The following is a 25,835-nucleotide window of genomic DNA, read 5'->3' as shown; positions in this document are numbered from 1 at the left end:
CTTTATGGCTTCAAGCACACCATCTCAAACACAGTCTCAGAAAATGCCTGATAAAATCAAGTTACAACAGCTTGACCCGCAAGCATTAAAAGACTGGATCAAAGCACAGGCATTAGACTTGGGCTTTGCTGATTGTGTCATTGCCAAACCAGATGCTCAAGATCAAATGCCACGTTTTAAAGAATATTTAGAACGTGGTTATCATGCAGATATGCACTATTTAGAAGAAAACTTAGACAAGCGTGCCGATCCAACCTTGCTCGTTCCTGGTACAAAAAGCATTATTTGTGTGCGCATGAACTATCTTGTGGCATCACCCAAGCCCCGTTATGTACCATTTGAACCAAATTCTGCCATTATTGCGCGTTATGCACGTGGCCGTGATTACCATAAAGTCATGCGTGGACGTCTAAAGACGTTAGCGACCCGCATTAAAGAAAAAGTCGGCGATTTTGAGTCACGTCCCTTTGCGGATTCAGCCCCTATTTTTGAAAAATCTTTGGCTGAAAGTGCTGGTATGGGATGGACGGGTAAGCACACCTTATTGATTCATAAAAAATCAGGTTCTTTTTTTGTGTTGGGTGAATTGTTTACGTCACTTGACTTGCCCTTCGATCAACCTGCCAGTGCACATTGTGGCTCATGTACCGCTTGTATTGATATTTGCCCAACACAGGCGATTGTTGAACCGTATATGCTGGATGCCAGAAAGTGTATTGCTTATTTAACCATTGAATATAAAGGCATCATACCTGAAGAATTACGCTCAGGTATTGGCAACCGTATCTTTGGCTGTGATGATTGCCAATTGATTTGCCCTTGGAATAGCTTTGCTAAAAAAGCGTCTATTCCAGATTTTGATCCAAGACATAGCTTAGATGACATCAGCTTATTAGAGATTTGGCAATGGGATGAAGCAACGTTCTTAGCCAATACAGAAGGCAGCCCAATCCGCCGTACAGGCTACCAATCCTTTAAGCGTAATATTGCAATCGGTCTAGGAAATGCTCCATACTCAGCCGAGATCGTGACGCAATTGCAAGATGCAAAAACGCTGCACGATGAGATCGTCAATGTACATATTGATTGGGCAATTCAACAGCAATTGCAGCAAATAAACGTACACTGAATAGAAAAATGATGTTTTTTGCCCTTTGGCTTTGGCACGATTTCTGTATGATGAATCTCAATGTCTGTAATCAATCATCATGGATATAACAATGACTTTACGTAATGACTGGACTCGTGATGAAATCCAAGCTTTATATGACCAACCTTTTCTAGACTTAGTATTTCAAGCACAAGGCGTTCATCGTCAGCATTTCCAAGCAAATACGATTCAGGTCAGCACCCTACTTTCAATCAAAACAGGGAAATGTCCTGAAGACTGTAAGTATTGCTCGCAATCTGCTCGTTACGACTCTAAGTTAGAAGCAGAAAAGCGTATTGCCGTTGATAAAGTTATTCGTGAAGCACTTGCAGCAAAAGAATCTGGCTCATCCCGTTTCTGTATGGGTGCCGCGTGGCGTAACCCGCATGAACGTGATATGCCTTATGTTCTCGAAATGGTACGTGAAGTGAAAGCATTAGGCTTAGAAACTTGTATGACTTTAGGGATGTTGAATCAATCTCAAGCGGAACGCTTAAAAGATGCAGGTCTAGACTATTACAACCACAACCTAGACACTTCTCGTGAATATTATTCACATATCATTAGTACGCGTACTTTTGACGACCGCTTGGATACTTTAGATCATGTTCGCCAAGCGGGTATGAAAGTATGTAGTGGTGGTATTGTGGGTTTAGGTGAAAGCCGTAATGACCGTATCGGCTTATTACATGAACTTGCAACCATGCCAGTACATCCAGAATCAGTGCCGATTAACATGCTGGTTCCGATTGAAGGTACGCCATTGGCGAATGTTGAAAAATTAGATGTAACTGAGTGGATTCGTACCATTGCTGTTGCGCGTATCATTATGCCGCATAGCTATATTCGCCTTTCAGCGGGTCGCGAGTCATTAAGTGACTCAGACCAAGCACTTGCTTTTATGGCGGGTGCGAATTCACTCTTCTCTGGTGAAAAACTCCTTACCACCCCAAATGCGGGTGAAGGCAAAGATCAGGCCTTGTTTGCCAAATTAGGTTTAACTGCAGAAAAACCAAAACCGACGGTTGCAGAACTCTCTGTCGATGCCATGAGTGCATAAATAAAAAAGCCTTGTCATCTGACAAGGCTTTTTTTAGGTATGATTAAATTGATGTCACCAGAATGCCGTATTTGGCATTTAAAAACATGCCAACACGGATAATATCAACCCCTGCTGCATGCGTGACTGACAATTCTTGACTATGCACATCAAAATGAAATGAATCAAAAATATCTTGATGTTGCATCAACCATAGAATGGTGTCAGTAATCTGTTCATCTACTGTATAGGTTTCTGACTTAAAGTCCTTATCCATAGCGCTATATATCTTCAACTGATCTGTCCATCATAACGGATCGATGACATTAACGCAGCTTGTTAAAAAAACACTTAGTAAAGGACATTACTTACTAAGTGCATAAACTCGAGAAATATTTGTTTAAGCCGCTTGCGGGCTCACGATAGTCTGACCTGCTTTTAAGCTTGCCACAGCCTTTTGGTTAAACTCCAAGGTCAATACATGATTGTCTAAATGTACGTGATAAGACTGTATCAATGACTGCTGCCCCTCATCCGTTTCAAGTACATATTCATCTGCAATATTTAGAATACCTTCTAGATTGGTCGTACTTGAGGCACGATCATGACTGAATAAATCATAGATCGTTTGCAAATTAAAGCTTGTCTGCTGTTCCGTAGGGTGGCTTTTTAAATAACTCTCTAGGAATAAAACAAACTTGTGTGCAAAGAAATAATAGTTTGGTTTGTGGGTATAAAGCATGTTCATTGAAAGCTCCTTTACGGTGTTTTTTTCATCTAATCATGACTAAAAAACTAAGGATTGAACCTTAAAAGATTCTTAAAAGAACTTTGAGCTTTTTGTTAATAAACTTAATAATCTCGCTAAAAACTTGATTATTCATCTAAATTATTTTTTCTATTTTGTTAAGCAAATCACATAAAAATACAGAATTTACGAATTATGATCAAAAAACACCCAAAAAACTTGTTTTTTATAAAAGGAAAAAACAATCAGTCTTAAGCAATATTAAACAAACCAACCGGTAAAATAAGTTTTATCAAAAATAAAAGCTCTTCATATCAACAACTTATTTACGATCGGAAATTTAGATCGAAAAACACCATAAAAGTGTGATGCAGTTTGCAATTTCAACACCTACTGATATATATTTCGCACATTACTTGTTCAGCGCAAAAATCCAACTGAGAAGTAATTTTAATTCAAACTTTTAGCCGATGTGTTCGAGAAATTATTATGAAAAAACTTGCTTTGATCGCTGCTCTTTCAGTTGTAGGTATTGCTAACGCTCAAGCTGCTGACGGAACGATTACAATTAATGGTCTAGTAACAGACAAAACTTGTGACATCGTGACTCCAGCTGGTAAAGACTTTACTGTAACGCTTCCAACTGTATCTAAACAAACTCTTGCTAACGCAGGTGATGTAGCTGGTCGTACTCCATTCCAAATCAACTTAGGTAACTGTTCAGAAGGTAAAGTTGCAACTTACTTCGAACCAGGTGCTACTGTTGATTTCAACACTGGTCGTTTACTTAACCAAAACGCTGGTGGTGCTAAAAACGTTGATGTTCAATTATTAGGTAACAACAACCAAGTAATCCCAGTTCTTGCTGCTGGTAGCAACGGTGCTCAAGCGAACTCTCAATGGGTTGACGTTGTAGAAGGCGGTACTGCTGACCTTAACTACTATGCTGAATACTATGCAACTGGCGCTTCTACTGCTGGTGAAGTAAACACTTCAGTTCAGTACACTATTATTTATCAATAATCTATTGATAAACTATGCGAATTTCTAGAATTCTAGAAATTCGCAGTTGTAAACTTCACGCAATCATAGAGTAAATTTAAATGGCACTGAACGGTTACAATTTTTTGCTTGGTTTAACGATGTCATCAGCATTAATCGCAAGTCAGACACATGCAGAAATTATCTTGCATGGTACTCGCGTTATTTATCCATCTGATGCTCGTGAAGTAACTTTGCAAGTGAGTAACAATGGTTCTAAACCATCTCTGGTTCAGGCATGGATTGATGAAGGTGATGCTAAAAGTACACCCGACCAGTCTAAAGTTCCATTCATGATTACCCCGCCGATTTCGCGTGTAGATCCAACGAAGAGTCAATCACTTCGTATTACTGCATTACCAAATGCAGCTCAGTTAGATCAAAAACAAGAAACTGTTTTTTGGCTGAACGTTTTGGATATTCCACCAAGACCAACAGCAAATAGTAAAGACGCTATTCCTGATAATTTTTTACAGCTTGCAATCCGTTCACGCATTAAATTCTTCTATCGTCCAGCAAGCATTAAAACTGATGCCAATCTCGCTGGTGAAAAATTGCAATGGGCGAAAAGCGGACAAACATTGATTGTAAAAAATCCAACACCGTTTCACGTCACTATGACTGCGGTGTACCAGCAAAATGCAGGAAAGCCAGTTGACCTATTACCTAAGGGTTTAATGCTCTCACCTTTTTCAGAGGACAAAATCCAATTGAAAACAGGTAATACCGAGAAGTTGAGCTATGTAAGCATCAATGATTACGGTGGTCGTATCGAACACCAAATCAAGCTTCAATAACAAACAAATTTATTCCCAATCAATAAATGATTTTGTACCTATCGTTGAATAGGCGAACCGATTATGTCAAAGAAAAATGCAACAGCTAAATTCTTGAAGCGTCGTATATGTTATTACCTTACTTCTGGGGTAATCACAGTAACGATGCCTATGGCTGTTTATGCAATAGAAGAACAGACAGCAGAACAAGCTGCACCAATGGAAGCAGAATTCGACTCTGTTTTTTTAATCGGTGACGCACAAAAAGTAGATATCTCTCGCTTCAAATATGGGAACCCTGTTTTACCGGGTGAATATAACGTCGACGTCTATATCAACGGTAACTGGTTCGGCAAAAGAAGAATGATGTTCCGTTCGGCGGAACAAAACAAAAATGCATTCACCTGCTTTACCTCAAGCTCATTACTGGAATACGGTGTAAAACAAGAAGTTCTGGTCAACCGCACTGAGTCGAATGCGCCAAATGCATGCTATAAAATCGAAGAATGGATTGAAAACGCCTATTACGATTTTGATACCTCACGCCTGCGTGTCGACATTTCGATTCCACAAATTGCGTTACAAAAAAATGCACAAGGCTATGTGGACCCAAGTATTTGGGATCGCGGTGTCAATGCTGGATTCCTATCTTATAGCGGTAGTGCTTATAAAACCTTTAACCGTTTAAATGAAAACAAAGAAACCACCAACGCTTTTATGGCGATTACTGCAGGTGCAAACATTGCGGGTTGGCAACTTCGCCATAATGGTCAGTGGCAATGGCAAGATGGCGCGCAAAGTGAATTAGATTCAAGCAATAAAAAGAAATCAAATTACGAGTCAACAAGTACTTACTTACAGCGTGCTTTTCCTCAATATCGTGGCGTTTTAACCTTAGGTGACAGCTTTACCAATGGTGAGTTATTTGATTCATTCGGTTACCGTGGTCTAGATTTTTCTAGCGATGACCGTATGCTCCCAAATAGTATGCTCGGCTATGCACCGCGTATTCGTGGTAATGCAAAAACCAATGCTAAAGTAGAAGTTCGTCAACAAGGTCAATTGATTTACCAAACCACGGTTGCACCAGGTAGTTTTGAAATCAATGACCTTTACCCTACAGGTTTTGGTGGTGAGCTTGAAGTTTCGATTATTGAATCGAATGGTGAAGTTCAGAAGCTTGCTGTTCCTTATGCATCTGTTGTGCAAATGTTGCGTCCAGGACTCAGCCGTTACTCAGTCACTGCGGGTGAATTCCGCGACCGTGATATTGATTTAACGCCGTGGGTCACACAAGGTAAATATCAACGTGGTCTGAATAACTATTTAACGGGTTATACAGGCTTCCAACTGGCTGAAGACTATAGTGCTTTACTATTAGGTGCTGCTGTTGCAACACCGATTGGTGCTGTGTCATTTGACGTTACTCAATCAAATACCGACTTTGACAAGCAAGGCTTACAGTCTGGACAAAGTTTCCGTCTAAGTTATAGCAAACTGATTTCACCGACCAATACCAACTTAACGTTGGCAGCATATCGTTATTCGACTGAAAACTATTATAAGTTGCGTGATGCCCTGCTCATTCGTGATCTTGAAGATAAAGGCGTCAATACCTTTGCTGTAGGTAAACAACGTAGTGAATTCCAGATCACTTTGAACCAAGGTTTACCTGAGGGTTGGGGTAATATTTATATGGTGGGTTCGTGGAACGATTATTGGAACCGTAATGAAACGACTCGCCAATATCAGGTCGGTTACAGCAATAACTATCAAGGCTTAACTTATGGCCTTTCTGCGACCAACCGAGAAATCCAATACGGCTCAAATAACCAGACTCGTGATACAGAATATTTGATGACCCTCTCTTTCCCAATTAATTTCAGAAAGAGCTCTGCGAACGTCAATGCAACTGCCTCTCAAAACAGCCGTACTGTTGGTATGAGTGGTATGGTTGGTGATCGTTTCAATTATGGTGCATCTGTATCTCACCAAGATAGACAGAATCCGAGTCTTAACGTTAATAGTCGCTATCGCACGAACTTTGCAACTGTTGGTGGTTCGTATAGTGTCGCTGATTCATATCAACAGGCGATGCTCAGTGTCAGCGGTAGTATTGTTGCGCATGATAAAGGTATCCTGTTTGGTCCAGAACAAGGTCAAACCATGGTACTGGTCTATGCACCAGATGCAGCAGGTGCCAAAGTCAACAATACCGTTGGCCTCAGTGTGAATAAATCTGGTTATGCTGTGATTCCTTATGTAACACCATACCGTTTAAATGACATCACACTTGACCCACAAGAAATGTCGACCAATGTTGAATTAGAAGAAACCAGCCAACGTATTGCACCGTTTGCGGGTGCGATTGCTAAAGTTGATTTCTCAACCAAAAAAGGTTATGCCATCTATATCAACACCAAAACAGCAACGGGTGGCAGCTTGCCGTTTGCAGCACAAGTGTTTAATACCAAAGATGAATCAGTTGGTATTGTTGCTCAAGGTAGTATGGTGTATTTACGTACGCAAGAGCCAAAAGGTGATTTGTATGTAAAATGGGGCGAAGAAGCTAATGAACAGTGCCACTTCAGTTATGATGTTACAGCACAACTTTCTAACGATCAGCAAAGCATGATCATGACTGAGGCCGTATGCAAATGAAAAAATTACTTTTAAGCAGTGCTTTAATTGCAGCCGGCTTTGGTGTGAATACAGCAGCTCAAGCTGCATGTTCAACGAGCTCTGGCTTCAGAACAATTGATGTCTCCATGCAAGTTGGTCGTGTTGTTGTTCGACCAAGTGACCCTGTTGGTAAAGTCTTAGTTAAGTCGCTTTTTGAAATTCGTCCTGATTCTAGAACAACATATACTTGTAATAGTAGCGATATGATGGTCGCAAGATTACTACAAAATTATGCAATTAGCCCACTTGGCGATAATATCTATTCAACCAATATCCCAGGTATTGGAATTCGCCTTTATCGAGAAGCTTTTAACGCAACGAATTTCTCAGGATATTACCCTTACACTCGCTCTGTACCAAGTACTCGTATTAGCCTTGCCGAGGGCTATTTTGTTGTTGAGATTGTGAAAACAGCAGAAAATACAGGTTCAGGAACATTAGTGCCTGGCGTTTATAGTACCTATTATGCTGGAAACCGAAGCGATCGCCCCTTCTTAACCAGCACTGTTTACGGTAACGCGATTACGATTGCTTCTTCTTCTTGTGAATGGAGAGGTGCTATTAATAAGGCGGTACAACTTCCAACAGTCATGAAATCAGGCTTTAAAGGAATTGGTTCTACTCAAGGCGAGCAATCTTTTGAACTCAATATTCTCTGTAATGGTGGTGAAAACCAAACAGGTTATGAAGAAAAGAACCTGATTAGTTTAACCTTTGATTACCAACAAGAAGGTAATAACACTCAAGTTTTAAAAAATCTTGAACCAAACTCGACTAAAGCAAATGGTGTTGGCGTACAGCTTGTATGGAATTATCAAAGTAAAAACCAGGTTATTGGTCTAGGTGATAAGTTAGAACTAGGAACAGTTAAATCGAACCAAACAGTTCAATACAATGTTCCACTAACAGCTCGCTATTATCAAACTGCAGCCAATGTCACTGCAGGTAAAGTCCGCGCTATGGCTACTGTAACGATCCAATACGATTAACTTTTTATAAGACCTCTTCCCAAACGAGAGGTCTTTTTTTATAAAAAACTTAAAAAATATAATTAAGTTATTAATTTAAAAATTAATAACTTCATAACTACTCGCACTTAATTTTTGATAAAAACCGTAAATAACACACCAGAGGAACAATCAAATGAAAAAACTGAGCATATTTGCACTTAGCCTGGCCCTAATTGGCTGTGGCGAAAATCAAAATAGTTCACAAGATAATGCCAATACTCAATCAACAGCAACAACATCCAGCAACTTTAGCTTACGTAGTTTTAGCCAACCACAAACTTGCCAATATAACTTCGATGCAACACAGCAAGATTATGATGCTTTATGGAACAATCAAAATTCAGACTATCTAGTCAATTTATTTCCTACAATCAATGGACAAAAGTTTAGCTTAACTGTTGCCCCTCCTTATTCTTCAAATAGCGATCCTGAATACGGTACTTTTAATTACTTACAATACTTAGCTACCAGTAAAACAAGGTTTTATTCAGCAAAAGATTCTCCTTACTTTCCACACTTGCAAGATGGTTTAGGAGATTTTAACTTACCAAAAACAGGAATTCTTGCACTGGAAATGCAGCTCGATATTCCTGCTGCTCCACTTAGCGGCGGCTATTATGGAGAACCGGGTTCATCTTATATCTCAGATATTAATTTTAATGGAATAACAGAAAATGGATATGTTGTAAGGTCAGGATATAATTACATGGCAGGTACTGCTGACCCTGACTTTGGTGAAAACCCACCATCCGTATTATTTATGCTTGGTTACCCAAATAGCGATGAGACTGAGTATACTTCAGTTGCTTATTACTACAGTAAAATGACCGACTATCAAAGCAAATATCATCGATTAGGTGTTTATATCAACCAAAATACCAAACAGGTCGGTTTTATTGTCAATGGAGTTGATCAGGGATACCAAGGAACACTCCCTGCCCCATTGAAAAATATTGGTTTTGATATTCGTAGCTGGGTTGGTTCGGATAAAGATGGTGCATTCTCAGACAAACTTGCAGGACTAGAGTTTTCATCTGAGCTGATCACTGACCGCAACGCTCTGCAATTCAGCTACCCTCAAGGTACAACAGACATCTGTGGCAATGTGATTTAACCCAGTTAGAGTCAAAAAGCCTAATCTTCGATTAGGCTTTTTTCTTGCCCAAAATAGCAATCACATAATTTTCCCCTAACAAGGGTATGCCTAAGTTCTATATTTGAATTTCTAAATATGCTACACAGACCATATAATGTAGACCAGACAGGTCAGGTTTTAAATTCGCATTAAAATAAAAATATGTGACACAATTAACAAATCCAAATAAACATATTAATTATCAATTTAAAAGCAAAATTTTAAATACATCACACTTTGAATAACTATTTAATCAATATTTAATTTTAATATTGCCTTAATAATAATACTTATGTTAATTAATACTTAATACATTATATAAAAGGCAATAAACATGTATAACAATATCTATAAATCTGCCCTACTTTTATCATTAATGGCATTTGCTTCGGCGGGTTATTCTGCAAGCACAATCCAAATGAATGGAAGTATTGTAGAGGATACATGCTCTCAGCAACTTCAAACCAATGAATGTCAGCAATTGAACCTGTTACGTCAAAAGGTTGAAACTCAATCTATTTCATTGAGCGATTTAAGTCCTTCATCTCAAAAGAATATGATGACTGAGATTAGCTTCGAGCAATTTCCAGATCAAAAGAATGCTGTCATCATTGCAAACTACTACTAGTTAATATATTTATTATGAAGGTGTGAACCAATTAACACTAATATACATTTCACACCTTTTAATGATTAAATTTATTTAATAATAAAATAAATATGTTTAGTTTTAATTTAAAACAATTAAAATACAATGACTATATTTCAATCAACACATCTCAATAAGATAGAATTAAAACTTCCATTAGACTTTTGAATAACACCATTTAGCCACATGTGCATATATTAACCAATCACGATTAGCGCTTAAGCTGGACGATTGCAGCATTGAGTGCAAACGGTAATGATCTCCTTTTTATCCAGTTGCAACACTCCATATTTATTCCTCAACAGATTTTTGATACCCCTGAACTGAATAAGTTTTACATGAATAATTCTTATCGCTTTTGGAATTCTCTTCCTGAGTAAAGACAAGTAGAAGCAGTCAATCAATGAGCTAGAAAGATTTATGAGAATGTTCGTACAATTCGATGTGAAATGCATTCTGCATTAAAAATAGAACACCTATGCGGCATTCTATCCATGATCGTTTTATCTATTCAAATATAGTCGCTTTGCTTTCACCATCTATAGAAAATATGCATTTCCCTTTAAATTCCTGTGCATTCCCTAGCTCATTTTCGGCACAGAACTCCAAGTAAAGATACACGTCTCCAGTTTTTTGATTGATATAGTAATTACCACGTAAATTTTCATTAAAACTAACTGTCTTTTTCTTTGATACATTCGAAAGCACTAATTTTTTGCACTTTTCAATTAGTTTTTCCTTATTTAAACTCATTTCAGACTTTCTAATATAAGCAGAGCTTTTACTCAAATCTCGTGTATTTTTTTGATTATCATTCTCAGCTATAAAAGGATCTAACTCTGTTATGATATTAGAGTCTTTACTCTTATAATCTTCAAAACTTTCACATCCCAATAAACTGAATATGATGGTGAAAGCTAAGATATTCTTCACTTTAATAATCTATAAAATATAAAAGTATAGGATAGCAAAAATAATGAAATATGACAAAATTTAAAATAATTTTCGCTCTTAATTCACTTTAGCCTTAATCATCATAGAATTTAGGATAAAAAAAATACAAAATTCTAATAAAAAAATTTAACCTATTACCACCAATCCTAATTTAAAGCTTATAAATAAAGTCTATTTTTTTTATGATCCTGGTTTTCTTGTAAAAATAATCCACTCTAAGCATTTCAGAAATATGTTAAAATTATCCAATTATTTAAGAAGTCTTGTTCGCTAGTTTCGATGTAAATTAAACTGATTTAGCAAAGCTATAAATAATATTTAGCTTTTCCGAAGCCAAGATCGGCCTGATAGATCTTGATTTTGCTGCCTTCTCATTCATTTTGATAGCTTAAATTTAAGCAATAAAAAAGCACTTACAATTAATGCATGTAAGTGCTTGATATATGGTGGGCCCACCGTGACTTGAACACGGGACCAACGGATTATGAGTCCGCTGCTCTAACCAACTGAGCTATAGGCCCTAAACTTTATAACTGATTGTATTATCTACAATTCAGCTTGAATCCAATATTAGCTAAAATCATTTTTAATTACAAGTTTTTTCTTGAGTAGACCTATAGCAGACCTTAAAGAATATTGTAATATGATGCTAAATGCTGTGAAACAAGCGGATTCTAGCTCATGTCTGCAAACAGAGTAAAGCTCACTAAGTCATTTATTGATCAACTCGAATTAATTCCTGCGATTTATCGTGATAGTGAGTTAATTGGCTTTGCCGTGCGTGTAAACACCTCATATAAAACTTATATCGTTGAGAAAAAGGTTAATGGCAAGTCTACTCGGTCTACTCTGGGTATTCATGGACAAATAACCCTAACTCAAGCAATGATATTGGCTCAAGAAGCCCTCTTGGATATGACAATCGGTATAAACCCTATCGATAAGAAGAAAAAGAAGATTGCAGATGCTAAAAAAATTCTTGATATTGAACTGTCTCAGCCAACTTTAAATGAGGCATACCAGATATATATCAAACAACGCACATTAAAACCGCGTACCCTGGATGATTACAATGATGTGGTTAATGGCTACTTAAAAGACTGGAAAAATACGAAACTCAAAGACATTACATGTACGATAATTCAAGAAAAACATAAAGAGCTTTCAGTTAATAGTAAAGCCCAAGCCAATATGTGTATGCGTGTCTTTCGAGCTATTTATAACTTTTCGATAGAACACTATCTTGATGATGATGAACAACCCATCATTCCCCCACTGAATCCAGTTAAAACTTTAACGGCTAAAAACTCATGGAATAAGATTCGCAGACGTAGCTCATATATCAATGAAGATAAGTTACCAGATTGGATTACAGCTGTATTAAGCTTTGAAGATCGTGGCCAGCAGCTTGAGACTAACAAAGACTTTCTCATCACGTTAATACTAACTGGCTTTAGACGCGAAGAATGTGAGTCACTGGCATGGTCATCTGTAGACTTGAAATATGGCTACATCACTTCAATCGATCCAAAGAACAATGAACCCCACACCTTGCCAATGGGTAATTTTCTTTGGGAAATGATGAAGAAGCGTAGAAAGCAAGTTACATCAGAGTGGGTTTTCCCTTCTGCAAAATCTGAATCTGGCCACATTACGAACATTTCTAAGGTTCGAGCCAAAATCAATAAAAGCTGTGGCATCCAGTTTACTTTCCATGATCTACGCCGTACCTATGGTACGATTGCAGAGAGTCTGGACTATAGTAAATATACGATTAAAAGGCTTCTGAACCACAAGAATGAAGATCAAAATGATGTCACAGCAGCTTATGTTCAGATCAGTGATAAAAAGCTTCGAGCAGCTATGAACGAGATCGAGGTAATAGTTTTAGGTAAACATAGGAAAATACTTCTCAACCATAATACTAAAGCAATTAAACTATATACATATTAGTAAAGTTGATAAGGTGAAAAACGACGAAAACTCTATCGATTTAAATAAAAAACTCAACACTTTTAAAAGCAGTTGCCATAAACGCTTTCCCCATAACTGTTAAAAGTCAATTATCTCCTTTAACATTTGTCTTTCTGTATCTCAATGGACTTACACCTGTCCACCCTTTAAATGCCCTAATAAAAGAGGTTTGCTCCCTATAACCTAATAATTCAGAAACATCCAAAATACTAAGCTTTTCATCTAAAAGATAATCAAATGCCATCTCTTTTCTAATCACGCTCAATATTTCCTTAAAATTATATCCTCTTTTTTTCATTTTCGATTGAAGCATACGTGACGTTATACCAAGCTTATTAGCCACATAGCCTAAATTTACATCACCACTCTTAATAGCTTGTAAAATATTCTCAGTTAGCAGCTCATAAAAATTATCTAGATTAGAAAACTTGGCCAATCTTAGATCAGCTTGTTTAATTAAAATATTATTTAAAAGTGGATCTGCACTTGGTATTAATAAAAAAATACTATTTAAAGATATTTCTAAGGATGCACCCTCATTTAGAAACTCTACAGGACATCCAAAAAAAGCTTCATAAATATATAAAAGTCTTTTTTTTGTTGAGCTAAGACGTATCCTGTTTATGCTAATTTTGTTTGGATAAACCAATTGATTTAAAACACTTACAAGAATTGCCATTAACAACTCATCAATCAACTGATTGTTTTTCAAACAACTCTCTTTCCCCCAATGAATTACTATCGATTCCCTCTTAAAAATAAAATTTGCATCCTTAATCTCCAAAGCAAGCCTTTGGTACTTTTTGAATAAATTCAATGCTTCAAGTAGGCTATTACAAGACAACAGTAAATAACCTAAAATTCCAAAAGTTCTTGGCTCGACATATTTTGAAATTTCCAATCCAAGTCCTGGCTTAGGATATTGTCTATTGATTTCTTCAAGTAATGCCACCCATTCCCAAAGAGGGATCAGCTCATCTGTTTTGAAGTTTAAAAAATTTTCTGAAATTAATAAGTTATTATCCTCGCAAAAAGAAACTAATAGGTTTTGCATCGCACTCGATACTAATTTAACAGAATTCGTATTCTTCAAAACGGTCTACCTACAATTGAATACCACTAAAGAACCGTACCAAGAAAAAACTTAAAATAATTAAATATCAATAGCTTAAAATATATTTAGCTTTATTGCTAATTTTGTTATATTTTTCTTATAAATTTAAATGAACATTCACTTAAAAGACAATTTTCTAAATCTAAAAAATTATCTCAATCTTTTTCCTGCATTCTTTGGTAAGCACTTACATTCACCAAACATGTTATAAAGAAAAAATACAGGAGCATCGGCTGGGTACACTTCATCTTTTTCCAAAAAATAGTACACCCCCTCATGTAAAACTTTAAATTTTTCTTGTTCCCTCCCTACAACAACCCCTTGAGCTAATTTCATTTTTTTATACCTCTGTATTAGCACAACTTTACTAAAAACGATCACATTACCTACTTTTATTCTGTCTTTATCCACCCTAATATATAAGCCACAGTTTCTGCATTGCCAATTTTTCATACATATCTATCGAAAGTTTCTTTGTTGTTATTTTTGTACAACGAACCTTTCCAAATACTGGCATTTTATTTAAAAAAATTATCATTTTATGCAAAAACTGATGTATTTTTCACATAAATACAGATTTTTCGTTTAAAAATAATTAACAATGTATCAGTGTTGATAAGCATAAGTGTAAGTAGTTTTACAGCAGTAAGTATTCCGTCAGTCAACTCTAATAAATTGGCTAAGCAGGAAGTTGCAAATTATTTAAACAATATCTGAACCATAAATTTAGTGGAAAAAAAGTCACTTTGTAGGAAAGACCAAAAAAATTTAGATACTTGCAAATGAAAATAATTGAGTTTATTAAATAGCTTCTAAAGTTTTATAATTTTTATTACTTGAAAAGGTTCTTTAATGACAAACAAAAAAGATCTCCTTGAAGCCATTAACGGTTATACAGCGGCATGGAAAACTCTTTTTAATAGTAGTACCCCTGCTGATCAACATGAAGAATCTGGTATAGCAATGCGTTGGGAGGATTCCAAGTTTCCCTTTGCAAATGCTGCTTTTCTAACAGATGAAATTAGTGACCCAAATGTTTTAAAAAATAGACTTGAAACCGTCGTTGAGCGTATGAGAGTCAAAGCAAATGGTGGACTGCTAAATATTTGCAATGATTTAATTTCAGGGGAAGCAAAAGTATCTTTTGATAATATTCTTAATGAAGTTGGTTTAAAGTACGTCATGCCTCTTAATGCTATGGCAGGAGACATCCTACCCGTTAAACCTAAGTCAGTCGCTGGGCTAGAAATTAGAAAAGTGCAGTCTATTACTGAATTTAACGACTTTTCTGACATGAATTGCTTGGCTTATGGATTTGATCTTGAATGGGGTAGATCTGGACTTGATAAAGTTTGGGTCGACAGCGCATATTCTTTTGTTGGATATGTAGATAATAAACCTGTTTGTGCTGCTTCGACTGCTCAAATTGATGATGTTCTTTATTTAGCTTTAGTTGCCACCATTCCAGAGGCTCAGCGAAAAGGATACAGTGAGGCAATCGTAAGACATGCCTTAATTGAAGGTCACAAAGCTACAAGTTTAAAGCGGACCTTACTGCATGCCACCCCTGCTGGTGCACCAGTATATGAACGAATCGGATACTACAAATCAGCAAATATAAGTGCCTATCAAATAGCTTAACTTTAAGTACATAAAAAGCTCTCTTATGAGAGCTTTTTATGTACTTATCACTCTTTTAATTTCTCGTTAACCTAAAAATAGATGTTTATGAAACGTTATTTCTGTTGAGACAATTTTTGAGGCAAAGTACATTGATGGAAGATCACACTGGTATGGGATCTATCGAGAAGATGATATGCCTTTCACTGTCGCTGGAATTTATGAACATGTCACAGTAAACGACGAACCAGTTATCTGTATGAGCATGCTCACAATCAATGCCGATGCTCACCCTTTTATAAACCAATTCCACGCACCTGACGATGGAAAGCGTTCAATTGTGGTATTCCAAAAGGCCAGCGTAATGACTGGTTAACATGCAGCAATGACCAAGCTAAAGAATTTTTGGTTGAGATGCCGCTTGGTGAATACATTGCAGCACCTAAAAATGAAATAAAAAAACCAGTCTGCCTAAGCTGGTTGCTTAAATTCTATAAAAATAAATTACATCAAGATATTTCACACATAGTGTAATATTTTAGTCTTTGAAAAATTAAGCGTTAAATTTTATGTGTTCAATTAATATTAGGCAGGCAAATATACATGATTTCAAAGAATTAACAGAAATATGGTTTAATGCTTCAGTTAAAGCTCATGATTTTATTCCAGAGTCATATTGGGAAAATAATAAAGTAAATATGCAAGATACCTATCTGCCAATGTCCGAAGTTTATCTTTTAGAAAATAAAAATAATATCTATGGATTTATTGCTTTAGTTGGAAACAGGATAGCTGCACTTTTCGTGGCACCTGAACAACAAGGCAAAGGATTAGGTAAATTGCTAATCAATCATGTAAAGAGTATTCGAGATAACTTAGAATTAAACGTATATCAGCAAAATACAAATAGCGTCAAATTCTATGATTCTGTTGGCTTCGAAATTACAGAAGAAACCTTTGATGAAGACACTCAATCAAAAGAGTTTTTAATGCGATGGGAAAGAGTTTTTAAATGAGAATACTGTAACCCAAAAAACTGAGATGCATAAGTTCCGACCAAACACACACTGACGAGCGACAAGTTACGACTTATCCTTGTTTCAGCAGAAAATTTTAAAACATTTTAGCCCAAATCTAAAATACAACTTGAATATGTTACAAATTGAAGTGATAGCCATGAGCCATTCAATCGAAATCAAGAATCATCTCAAGCGTGATTTACTCTCTGATGTTAAATCAATCCTACTTGTTGATCCTTCTATTCACATGGAGATTTCGATAGCGATTGAGTCGATTTCTGCAGGTTTCCTTTCCCCAAACCAAGACTATATCGATAAAAAATAGATATAAATGGCTTCTTCATCTTAATCAAGTGTTGTAATTCTCAATGCGCAGTCTTAACCACGTCACGCTTGCTTTGTAATGCAGTTTTTAGACCTTTTGAATCTTTGTCACCTCCAAGTCAAGGAGGAACATCCCTTTCTCCCCAACATACAAAGCACGATGTTCTTCTTTGATCTGGTCTAGTCAATCCACAATAAATGGCAATGATATGTTCAAATCTCTCGTTTGATTATGTTGAACCTTTTCTCAAGGCAAGAAAAAAGCAGCTATATAGCTGCTTACTTTGTCTGAATCTAAAATTTATAAATGGATTAAAGGCGTTAGTTACTTAATTACATTCATTTTCAGGATCACTCATCATCTTTTTTAAGTTGTTAAATTCCTGAATGTACCTATTTTCATCATAGACAAACTCTAAATTATTCTGCTTGTGATAAGTCACGAATTCGTCATAACGACTAGTAACCAGTTGATAAAAGGCAAACTCTGCTTTCATCCCGTCACATTGAATCTTTTTTGCTTTTTTCCATTCAGCCTCACTTAACTCCTGACCTTTATAAAACTCATTAAACTCATATTCTTTTAAAAGCTTTTCTTGGCTTTCATCCAAGATCCTCAAATATTCCTTTTCAAAACTTTGGTTATAGGTTGCAAAACTATGGCTTGATATAAATAGTCCAATTAAAACAAATGCTTTTTTCATTTTGATCTCTTATATATTTTCAATAAGATATATCAGATTTGAAAAAGTTAATCAGACTTCTGAGTACAAACGGTAACACTGGTAAAAACATATTTCTCAGGTCGATCAATCTCAGACACATCGGTAAAGTTCAGATAAATATCACGAATATTCACCCCTGTTTCAACCTCAAACTTATTAACTAACTCCGCAATCTGATAGGTTATAGCCTTTTCTAACTCTTCCTTTCGTGTACAACATTCGGCAATTGATACTTTTGACATTGTAAGTACCTCTATGTTTGTTAAATTCCAAGCCTCTTAAATTTTAGCCCATCTAGCCTCCTAAGATGTTCCAGAGTGTAACGCTATTCCTCTGGATCAAAGAACTTATCAAAATCAAACTTACCTTCCTTATAACGCTTAACCACTGTTGGCCGTTGATTTGCAGCATTCACCATTTCTTGTGCTTCCTTATTAGCATCATAACGGCGGACTACACCCATGAATTTTTCAACGTCATGTCTTTGAATCATCAACTTAAGCTTACCCATTTCACGGTTATAAGATTGAATACCCTATTTATCTTTCTTATGCGCGATGTGGCAAAGCTCATGCTCAATCAGAGCACAGTAATCGACATCGATTGCATGCTGGGAGTAAGTCGCATTAATCATGATCTGTTCAGCTTGGCCAACCACAAAGCGACCTTGTTTCTTAAATTCACCTTTAGTCCCTATCACGGCGGTCTGTGGATAGTGGAACACTCCTAAATGTGCATGATCAGAGTTAAAAAACCTCCCGAAGGAGGTCTTAAGTTACAACAAAATAATACGTACAGACTTAAATTAAATTACCACAGATGTCTGTTGTTCCTGCGGGATACTCGAGTTTCATTCGAGAATGGTCAGTAATAATTTCTGTTGAAAATTCTGAATCAACATCATTAACAAGCTGTGACACCATACTTGTTGAAACAAAAAATGCACTCTGCAGTAAATTATTAAAATTATATAAATAACCTAAATCAACACCATTTAACACAAAGCCAATCTGCTTAGTGTTTTGATTGATATAAACACCAATACGTTGATGCTCTGATGATGTTTCATTGATTACATATGGTTTTTGGAAAAAATCTAAAGTTCCCGAATTTGAAACATGAGCTACCTTAACAACTATAGCGTTCCCCAAAACAGTATTATCTAACTCATTAATACTTTGATTAGTAGCAAAACCACAACCAATCATTAAATATGTGCCATCGGATAAAACACCGTAGACCCCATTTTCAATTGAAATGCCTATGTTTGTTTCAGGCAATGTTGTAAGAGACGGCAAAGGCAAAACGCTTAGTTCATTTTCAAAAGCCACAATACCTGTTGGAGAAATAATTTTTTCACCTTCGAGAGTTTGAATTACACCATTATTCAAATCTTTAATTTGCTTAATTAACTCTTTGCTATATGCAGCAAGAAATACACTTTCTTGATTAGCATGGGCTTTAAAACTGAACTTCTGACCTTCCACAACAGGATATTTACAATAATGCGGATAAAGAGAGGAGATATCTTCTGCGGTTGCATCAAAATCATATGAACACAAATGATTTGTTGGACATGTTGCACCACTCATAACTTTGGCAGATTTTTTTAATAATGTGTTAAACATAATTTTTCCTTATAAATTAATAAAATGTACTATTTTTTGTACAACTTGATTATGTAACAAATTCAAGATACAAGCAAGTAATTCAAATACATTAACTCAATAAAAAAATTATATTTTTTAAAAATAAATCAAGAGCTTACATAAAATAAAATCTAAACTTAAGGTCATATTACATAATTTGTTCATGCATTTCACAAGGACCTTTAAATATTTCTGATAACAAAAAAGCCCATCGTTCGATGAGCCTTTAAAAGTATTTATGACGGAATCATGAGTTAGTCATCTTCTTTACATTTATTAATCTCTTCGGCAAAGCTAAGTAAAAATGCTGTAATTTGTGACTCATATTCTGGGGAATGCATCAATACAGCAATCTCTTCTGGAGTCTTACCAATTAGGGAAATACGTAAAAATAAATGTTCAAAAAAATTAGCACTAACAGTTGTAAGAACTCGCCTTAATGAATCAAGCATATCATCACCACGGCTTGATGCATGTACTAGGACAATCGGTTTGTCGATAATTTCAATACGTGATACCAACCAATCGATTGCGTTCTTTAGTCCACCAGGAATTGCACGAATATATTCAGGACTCGAAATAATTACACCATCGACGGCAGCTACAGCTTCAATGAAATTTTGTACAACGACAGGTGTTTTGTCTCCTTCATTATCTGGTGAGAAAACTGGCAGTAAATTGAGCTGATGGAAAACATCTATCTCTATTGAATGTGGTGCAATCTCACTCACGGCTCGCAATAAAGCAGTATTTGTAGATGCTTCTCGCGCGCTACCTGAAAGAGCTAAAATTTTCATGTATTCCCTATATACCCTAATATTTCATAAAAATTATTCTGATTAGAAACCATGTATGGATGCTATCAAACAAAATACAACCAAACTTGTGAATGAATAATTATAAGCAACAAAAAAGCCCGCACACTGAGAATCTTTAATACTAGAGACCGGCTTAAACTTCGGCCACTATAACCTAAAAATAGCATTTGCCCTGTGTAAGGCCAAGTTTTTGAATATCCAAGGAGCGAATATCAACTCATCTTGATTCAACCTGCTTATTGACTTGTAGCCCCTTCTGCAATTTGAACAGCTGAAGCAACGTGATTAACTGCTAATTTCAGTACATTCGATTTATATAAAAAAAGAAAAGCAATGCCACCAAAAATAATTTGAGCGAGTCATAGTTGCCATGATTTTGTTGTAGGCTTCTCGACCTTCTTTAAAAATAAACATGTACATTTACGCCTAACTTAAATGACAAGCAAATGAGTTTATTAAAATAAAAAAACATTAAAAATCATTAAATTATATCAAGACATCTAATCCTCTCAGCTTAAGTAATGATCATACTGCCCTATTTTGATCATTTAAAAGCCATTCAAATTTCTTTTTCTGGTGTTTTCGGATATGTATTTTCCTGAAAAGTCGTATTACACTGCTGCGACTCAAAGCCTATGATGATAAACATGAAAAAATTTTTAGGAAAATCTATTTTTAAAGCAACAGGTTGGACATATAACGTTGATCCAGCCATTTTAGAAAAGAAACAAGTCATTATCGGTTTTGAGCATACCTCCAACTTAGATACCATCCTTTCTCTCGCTTTATTTGAAATTTTAGAATTAAAAATTCATACACTGATCAAAAAAGAATTATTCAAAGGTCCCTTAAAACCAATTTTAGAACGTTTAGGTGGCATTCCTGTCGACCGTAAAGCCAATAAAGATATCGTGACACAAATGGTTGAACTTTTTAATCAAAGTGACAGTTTTAATCTCGTGATTGCGCCTGAAGCAACACGTGCCAAGGATGGTGAAGAACGCAAACCGATTCGTACCGGTTTTTGGCATATCGCCAAAGCAGCCAATGTGCCAATCATTTTGATGTATGCCAATGCCCGTACCAAGCAAGGTGGCATTCTAGGGAAAATTTATCCAAGCGATTTACAATCAGATCTGGAAACGATCAAAGCGCTTTATGCGGAATACGACATAGATGTAAAAATTAGCTAATTAATCCAATCTATTTGATCAATCTTTAACGCTTGATCAAGATTTTAAAGTTTGAATATGAGCGATGCTAGTTTTCAACAAAACCATCGCTATGCTAATATTCCTGCACTTTTTTTAAGTTTTATTTTTTGGAGTTACTTCCATGGCGGGTCATTCTAAATGGGCCAATATTAAGCATCGTAAAGCTAAACAAGATGCAAGTCGCGGTAAGGTTTTTACTAAATACATCCGTGAAATCGTAACCGCTGCACGTTTGGGCGGGCCAGATGCGGCGAGTAACCCTCGTTTGCGTGCTGTAGTTGAAAAAGCACTGTCTGTGAATATGACACGTGACACCATCAACCGTGCAATCCAACGTGGTGCTGGTGGTGAAGACAATGATGATTTAAAAGAAGTGACCTATGAAGGTTATGGCGTTGGTGGTGTTGCGGTTATCGTTGAAACCATGACCGATAACTTAAACCGTACTGTTCCAGATGTTCGTCATTGTTTCTCTAAAACCAATGGCAACTTAGGTACCAATGGTTCGGTGGCTTACCTATTTACCAAACGCGGTGAAATTTCTTTTGAAGATATTTCTTTAGAAGACAAAGTCATGGAAGTTGCTTTAGAAGCAGGTGCTGATGATATCGAGATCGATGAAGATAGTATCTTGGTTATTACCAGCCCAGAAAGCTTTGGTGATGTTCAAGATGCACTTACAGCAGCAGGTTTAAAATCTGACAATGCTGAAGTTGTGATGAGTCCATCGACTAAAGCTGAAATCAATGATATTGATCAAGCTAAACAAATCATGAAAATGATTGATATGCTTGAAGATCTTGATGATGTCCAAAACGTTTATACCAACGTTGAATTCTCTGAAGATGTATTAACGCAACTTGATGCTTAATTCATTCACATCAGTAAAAAATGCATCTTTTTAGATGCATTTTTTATAGCTTATTTAAAAGCTTATAGCAGTTAAAGACATTGTATTCTTTAATCACGAAGCTGGAATGTAGTGCAACGACACTGTCAATTTTACCAATACGGCGTAATAGAATTTCACTATAGTCATCCATATTGCGTGCCACCAATTCCAAAATAAAATCAGCACTCTGCCCCGTTACAAGAAAGGCATTGGTGACTTCTGGAATATCTTCGATTTCTTGCAGGAATTTATCAAAGGTTTCACTGTCATGTTTGCTCAACGAAACCTGTAAAAGAATATGCAAACTAAAACCGAGTTTATTAAAATTAATTTCGCGTTTAAGCTGTCCCATCACTTGGGATTCAATCAGATTTTTAATGCGACGATGTACTGAACTTACCGAAAGATTGATGCGTTCTGATAGTTCATTCAGATTGACATCTTCATCGGTTAAAATTTCAAGAATTTGTTTATCAAAACGATCCAATTCCATTTTACAGTTCTCTCTCTGAATTTATGTTTTTATCGGAACTGCTCACTCAGTAATTTTAAGGGTCAAGGGAAAACATTCGTTTAACTTTTGACGATGCTGCATGGATAACGCAAACATGATTCCGATAAACTTTTGGTTTATCTCTGTCCCAAAGCCGAAACAAGACCTTTTGAGCAACTGTTCAACTGATCTCCCAATTGTTGAACAACTCGTTTCGATCCCCATCACACCCTGAAACATAAGATAACAAAGCCTTTTTATAATTATTTCCCTCTTTTCAGTTTTTTTAAAGTAAATTTGGCAATAATTTCTAATATTTTCTGCTTAAAACGAATTTTCTTTTAAATATTAATTTTATTCCCCAATAATTTTTTACTTTCTTGGCTATTTCTCTCTATTCTTTCCCATAAAAAAGCCCCGATTATAATCAATCAGGGCTTTTCGACTCAAAATCTGATTTATAAACCACGCCAATCAACGCGCGCATTACGCTCAGTGGCATAAATACGCTGTACATATTGCCCAATCGGTAGGTCTGATAAATAGTCATAATATTGCTTCAGTTCGCCATCAAACTGTTCAATATCGTCATTCTCGAGTTCCCACGGCGTACCTTTGATCACCAATAAGGGTGCAAGAATTGAACAGACCGCAATATCCGCCAAACCCAGACGATCACCGACCATATAACGCCCTTGATTATCAATCAGACGCTGATTCAGATCACTAATCAACTCAGTCATCCGTAGTTTGGACTGCGCCACTTTTTCAGGGCTGAGTTTATAATTGGTCGACACCAGGCTTTTTAATATTGGTTTAGAAATCTTCTCGAACTGGCGCAAATAGCCTTGCTCGCCCATCATGATTTCAAGTGGATGATCGCCAACCGAAAGCGCATGTGCTAATGACCAGCGACGAACATGTACACCAAGCTCGTCAGTCAGCTTGTCAATTTCTAAAGCTTGCTCACGTAACTGTTCATCTCTTCTGAGCAAGGTATGCTCAGGATAGGTACTATCCAGATATAAAGCGATTTGTGTTGAATCAGCAATCCAGTGTTTATCATCTTTCAACATCGGCAATAAATATTGCCCAGATTTCAGATAAGTAAACGCACGATGAAAACCAGGAATCAAATTATGTGCCACATAGTCCAATTCCTTATGATCTAACAACCAGCGAGCTTTTTCACAATAGTGAGACAAAGGAAATTGGTATAAAACCCGCATAGACTCTCCAAATTTATTTTTCTATTCGATCAAACATAAGGTTTTCCCTACTTTAGAAGTAAAAGTTAATGAATACAATGTCCTTTTTGCTCTATCTTTTTAATTTCAGCGTGATTGCTTTATAAATATTCTTGGTGAGATTATTCCTTTATTTCATAGAAAGCGCCTTTTCGCATTGATCAATAAAGACACAACATCACTAAACACCTGTTTTTAATCAATATTTAATATCTGTTTTTCTGTTATTTTTCTCATAAAAAATGCTTAAGAATTATTGTGATATCCAAGCCACAACTGATGGTTTAGTGGAAAAGTAAAACTTTTGTAAAGTGTCTCTTATCTATTAGAGGTGCTCACATGTCCAGTAATCAATCAGTGATTCAAGTTCAAACACAACTGATTTCAAATGATCAGCAGGCCATTAATGCTGCCTATCAAGTTGCTGACTTTGCATTAGAAGATCGAAATAATCGTGATCAAAATCGTATTTTACCCACCGAACAAATTATTCAGTTTAGCCAAAAAGGTCTGGGTGGAATCCGTGTACCGCAACACTATGGTGGTGCTTTTGTCTCCAATAAGACCTTAGCCCATGTGTTTCGTATTTTAAGTAAAGCCGATGCCAATGTTGGACAAATACCGCAAAACCAATTCGGCCTTTTAAATTTTATTAATATCACCGGTTCAGATGCACAAAAGCAGTTTATCTACACTGAAATTCTGGCAGGCAAACGCATTGCCAATGGTGGACCTGAAAAAAACTCCAAAGACACCAAAGCTATTCAAACCACGTTAAGGTTGGAAAATGGGCAATACTTTTTAAATGGGGAAAAGTTTTATTCGACTGGGACTAGCTTTGCAGATTGGTTAGCGATTCGTGCCTTACATCCAGATGGCTATACCGTATTGGCAATTGTTGATCGACATGCTGCTGGTGTTGAAGTGATTAATGACTGGAATGGCTTTGGTCAACGTACTACAGCCAGTGGAACAGTAAAACTACGCAATGTTGTCGTTGATCCTGCACTATTTTTTGATGAGCGCATTATTGCCGACACTCCAAATGTTCGCGGTGCGTATTCACAACTTTTACAGGTTGCCATTGATGTTGGTATTGCTGAAGCCGCTTTTGATGACACCTTATCCAGCATTCGTAAAGCACGCCCCATTATTGATGCAGGTGTAGAAAAAGCCAGTGAGGAGCATTACACCTTACAAGAAGTTGGCAAGCTCAATATCCTGCTCGATGCTGCCATTTTATTACTGGACGATGCTGCCGAATATCTAGATGAACTTGATCAAATTGCTGAGATTTCTGCCGAGCAAGCTGCTCGTGCTTCAATTTTAGTGGCAGAAGCAAAGATCTATGCCAATGATGCAGCCCTGCATATCTCCGAAAAATTACTAGAACTTGGTGGAAGCCGTGCCAGCCTGAGCCAACATAATCTTGATCAGCATTGGCGCAATGCTCGCGTACATACCTTACACGATCCTGTGCGTTGGAAATTCCATGCCATCGGTGACTATTACCTCAATGGTACGCACCCTGCCCGCCATGCCTGGATTTAAGGAGCACATCA

26 protein-coding genes, 1 tRNA gene and 2 pseudogenes are annotated in these 25,835 nt (G+C 36.5%); 16 read left to right on the top strand and 13 right to left on the bottom strand.

Annotated features, from left to right (window positions below):
* Nucleotides 1–4: 4 nt before the first annotated feature.
* Entirely contained in the window at nt 5–1,129 is a 1,125-nt protein-coding gene (gene queG / locus NDN13_RS02830; protein WP_251118150.1) for a tRNA epoxyqueuosine(34) reductase QueG, read from the top strand.
* A gap of 91 nt (nt 1,130–1,220) precedes the next feature.
* Nucleotides 1,221–2,210 (top strand): biotin synthase BioB, encoded by a 990-nt coding sequence (gene bioB, locus NDN13_RS02825; RefSeq protein ID WP_251117091.1) that lies wholly within the window; start codon nt 1,221–1,223, stop codon nt 2,208–2,210.
* A gap of 43 nt (nt 2,211–2,253) precedes the next feature.
* Here bioB and NDN13_RS02820 read toward each other — a convergent pair whose 3' ends face one another.
* Complete coding sequence (locus NDN13_RS02820; RefSeq protein ID WP_251117090.1) at nt 2,254–2,466, bottom strand: hypothetical protein; 213 nt, start codon at nt 2,464–2,466, stop codon at nt 2,254–2,256.
* A gap of 123 nt (nt 2,467–2,589) precedes the next feature.
* Nucleotides 2,590–2,937, bottom strand: a complete 348-nt coding sequence (locus NDN13_RS02815; protein ID WP_004653090.1) for a hypothetical protein — start codon at nt 2,935–2,937, stop codon at nt 2,590–2,592.
* A 489-nt stretch (nt 2,938–3,426) separates the two neighbouring features.
* On the opposite strand from NDN13_RS02815, the gene NDN13_RS02810 reads away from it, so the two are divergent.
* The 6 genes from NDN13_RS02810 to NDN13_RS02785 all read left to right on the top strand — a co-directional run bounded on the left by NDN13_RS02810 (nt 3,427) and on the right by NDN13_RS02785 (nt 10,209).
* The gene (locus NDN13_RS02810) at nt 3,427–3,960 is read left to right on the top strand and encodes a fimbrial protein (RefSeq protein ID WP_004653088.1); all 534 of its coding nucleotides are present in this window, start codon (nt 3,427–3,429) and stop codon (nt 3,958–3,960) included.
* 80 nt (nt 3,961–4,040) lie between these two features.
* Nucleotides 4,041–4,775, top strand: coding sequence for a fimbrial biogenesis chaperone (locus NDN13_RS02805; protein ID WP_251117089.1), 735 nt, complete (start codon nt 4,041–4,043; stop codon nt 4,773–4,775).
* A 63-nt stretch (nt 4,776–4,838) separates the two neighbouring features.
* Nucleotides 4,839–7,415, top strand: a complete 2,577-nt coding sequence (locus NDN13_RS02800) for a fimbria/pilus outer membrane usher protein (protein WP_502799551.1) — start codon at nt 4,839–4,841, stop codon at nt 7,413–7,415.
* Nucleotides 7,412–8,425 carry a fimbrial protein gene (locus NDN13_RS02795; protein WP_251117088.1) on the top strand — a complete coding sequence of 338 codons (1,014 nt, stop codon included), beginning with the start codon at nt 7,412–7,414 and terminating at the stop codon, nt 8,423–8,425. Before NDN13_RS02800 ends, NDN13_RS02795 begins: the two co-directional genes overlap by 4 nt.
* A gap of 154 nt (nt 8,426–8,579) precedes the next feature.
* Complete coding sequence (locus NDN13_RS02790; protein ID WP_251117087.1) at nt 8,580–9,560, top strand: DUF4882 family protein; 981 nt, start codon at nt 8,580–8,582, stop codon at nt 9,558–9,560.
* Between the two features lie 355 nt (nt 9,561–9,915).
* The gene (locus NDN13_RS02785) at nt 9,916–10,209 is read left to right on the top strand and encodes a type 1 fimbrial protein (RefSeq protein WP_251117086.1); all 294 of its coding nucleotides are present in this window, start codon (nt 9,916–9,918) and stop codon (nt 10,207–10,209) included.
* 528 nt (nt 10,210–10,737) lie between these two features.
* Here NDN13_RS02785 and NDN13_RS02780 read toward each other — a convergent pair.
* A complete protein-coding gene (locus NDN13_RS02780; protein WP_251118148.1) occupies nt 10,738–11,139 on the bottom strand; it encodes a hypothetical protein in 402 nt (133 codons plus the stop codon).
* Between the two features lie 489 nt (nt 11,140–11,628).
* A tRNA-Ile gene (locus NDN13_RS02775) sits at nt 11,629–11,705 on the bottom strand.
* Nucleotides 11,706–11,865: 160 nt separating this feature from the next.
* Here NDN13_RS02775 and NDN13_RS02770 point away from each other — a divergent pair.
* Complete coding sequence (locus NDN13_RS02770) at nt 11,866–13,137, top strand: site-specific integrase (protein ID WP_251117085.1); 1,272 nt, start codon at nt 11,866–11,868, stop codon at nt 13,135–13,137.
* A 106-nt stretch (nt 13,138–13,243) separates the two neighbouring features.
* Here the strand turns inward: NDN13_RS02770 and NDN13_RS02765 are convergent, their stop codons facing one another.
* Complete coding sequence (locus NDN13_RS02765) at nt 13,244–14,212, bottom strand: AraC family transcriptional regulator (RefSeq protein WP_251117084.1); 969 nt, start codon at nt 14,210–14,212, stop codon at nt 13,244–13,246.
* Nucleotides 14,213–14,422: 210 nt separating this feature from the next.
* Nucleotides 14,423–14,725 (bottom strand): hypothetical protein, encoded by a 303-nt coding sequence (locus tag NDN13_RS02760; RefSeq protein ID WP_251117083.1) that lies wholly within the window; start codon nt 14,723–14,725, stop codon nt 14,423–14,425.
* A 399-nt stretch (nt 14,726–15,124) separates the two neighbouring features.
* Here NDN13_RS02760 and NDN13_RS02755 point away from each other — a divergent pair, with 399 nt between their 5' ends.
* From NDN13_RS02755 to NDN13_RS02740, 4 genes and pseudogenes are all read left to right on the top strand, one after another.
* Nucleotides 15,125–15,913: a GNAT family N-acetyltransferase gene (locus NDN13_RS02755; RefSeq protein WP_251117082.1), complete on the top strand. Its 789-nt coding sequence runs from the start codon at nt 15,125–15,127 to the stop codon at nt 15,911–15,913.
* A gap of 94 nt (nt 15,914–16,007) precedes the next feature.
* Nucleotides 16,008–16,426: pseudogene (locus NDN13_RS02750) on the top strand (SOS response-associated peptidase family protein); the annotation flags it as partial.
* Between the two features lie 35 nt (nt 16,427–16,461).
* Nucleotides 16,462–16,908 carry an N-acetyltransferase gene (locus tag NDN13_RS02745; RefSeq protein WP_251117081.1) on the top strand — a complete coding sequence of 149 codons (447 nt, stop codon included), beginning with the start codon at nt 16,462–16,464 and terminating at the stop codon, nt 16,906–16,908.
* A gap of 160 nt (nt 16,909–17,068) precedes the next feature.
* Nucleotides 17,069–17,236 carry a hypothetical protein gene (locus NDN13_RS02740; protein ID WP_251117080.1) on the top strand — a complete coding sequence of 56 codons (168 nt, stop codon included), beginning with the start codon at nt 17,069–17,071 and terminating at the stop codon, nt 17,234–17,236.
* A gap of 328 nt (nt 17,237–17,564) precedes the next feature.
* Here the strand turns inward: NDN13_RS02740 and NDN13_RS02735 are convergent, their stop codons facing one another.
* The 5 genes and pseudogenes from NDN13_RS02735 to NDN13_RS02715 all read right to left on the bottom strand — a co-directional run bounded on the left by NDN13_RS02735 (nt 17,565) and on the right by NDN13_RS02715 (nt 20,406).
* A complete protein-coding gene (locus tag NDN13_RS02735; protein ID WP_251117079.1) occupies nt 17,565–17,939 on the bottom strand; it encodes a hypothetical protein in 375 nt (124 codons plus the stop codon).
* Between the two features lie 47 nt (nt 17,940–17,986).
* Complete coding sequence (locus NDN13_RS02730; RefSeq protein WP_251117078.1) at nt 17,987–18,202, bottom strand: hypothetical protein; 216 nt, start codon at nt 18,200–18,202, stop codon at nt 17,987–17,989.
* An 83-nt stretch (nt 18,203–18,285) separates the two neighbouring features.
* Nucleotides 18,286–18,618, bottom strand: a pseudogene (locus tag NDN13_RS02725) (putative metallopeptidase).
* A 142-nt stretch (nt 18,619–18,760) separates the two neighbouring features.
* On the bottom strand, nt 18,761–19,588 hold the full coding sequence (locus NDN13_RS02720) for a DUF4882 family protein (RefSeq protein ID WP_251117077.1): 828 nt from the start codon (nt 19,586–19,588) through the stop codon (nt 18,761–18,763).
* A 275-nt stretch (nt 19,589–19,863) separates the two neighbouring features.
* Nucleotides 19,864–20,406: an NADPH-dependent FMN reductase gene (locus tag NDN13_RS02715; protein WP_251117076.1), complete on the bottom strand. Its 543-nt coding sequence runs from the start codon at nt 20,404–20,406 to the stop codon at nt 19,864–19,866.
* 668 nt (nt 20,407–21,074) lie between these two features.
* On the opposite strand from NDN13_RS02715, the gene NDN13_RS02710 reads away from it, so the two are divergent.
* Together NDN13_RS02710 and NDN13_RS02705 are read left to right on the top strand one after the other, a co-directional pair.
* Entirely contained in the window at nt 21,075–21,620 is a 546-nt protein-coding gene (locus tag NDN13_RS02710) for a 1-acyl-sn-glycerol-3-phosphate acyltransferase (protein WP_251117075.1), read from the top strand.
* 142 nt (nt 21,621–21,762) lie between these two features.
* Nucleotides 21,763–22,512 (top strand): YebC/PmpR family DNA-binding transcriptional regulator, encoded by a 750-nt coding sequence (locus NDN13_RS02705; protein WP_251117074.1) that lies wholly within the window; start codon nt 21,763–21,765, stop codon nt 22,510–22,512.
* A 43-nt stretch (nt 22,513–22,555) separates the two neighbouring features.
* Here the strand turns inward: NDN13_RS02705 and NDN13_RS02700 are convergent, their stop codons facing one another.
* The gene (locus tag NDN13_RS02700) at nt 22,556–23,026 is read right to left on the bottom strand and encodes an Lrp/AsnC family transcriptional regulator (RefSeq protein ID WP_004653077.1); all 471 of its coding nucleotides are present in this window, start codon (nt 23,024–23,026) and stop codon (nt 22,556–22,558) included.
* A gap of 458 nt (nt 23,027–23,484) precedes the next feature.
* Nucleotides 23,485–24,255, bottom strand: coding sequence for a glutathione S-transferase family protein (locus NDN13_RS02695; protein WP_171548311.1), 771 nt, complete (start codon nt 24,253–24,255; stop codon nt 23,485–23,487).
* Between the two features lie 357 nt (nt 24,256–24,612).
* On the opposite strand from NDN13_RS02695, the gene NDN13_RS02690 reads away from it, so the two are divergent.
* Nucleotides 24,613–25,824, top strand: a complete 1,212-nt coding sequence (locus NDN13_RS02690) for an SfnB family sulfur acquisition oxidoreductase (RefSeq protein ID WP_251117073.1) — start codon at nt 24,613–24,615, stop codon at nt 25,822–25,824.
* The last annotated feature ends 11 nt before the right edge of the window (nt 25,825–25,835 follow it).

Source organism: Acinetobacter sp. C32I, assembly GCF_023702715.1.
Taxonomy (GTDB): Bacteria; Pseudomonadota; Gammaproteobacteria; order Pseudomonadales; family Moraxellaceae; genus Acinetobacter.
This window is presented reverse-complemented; position numbering and strand designations above follow the sequence as displayed.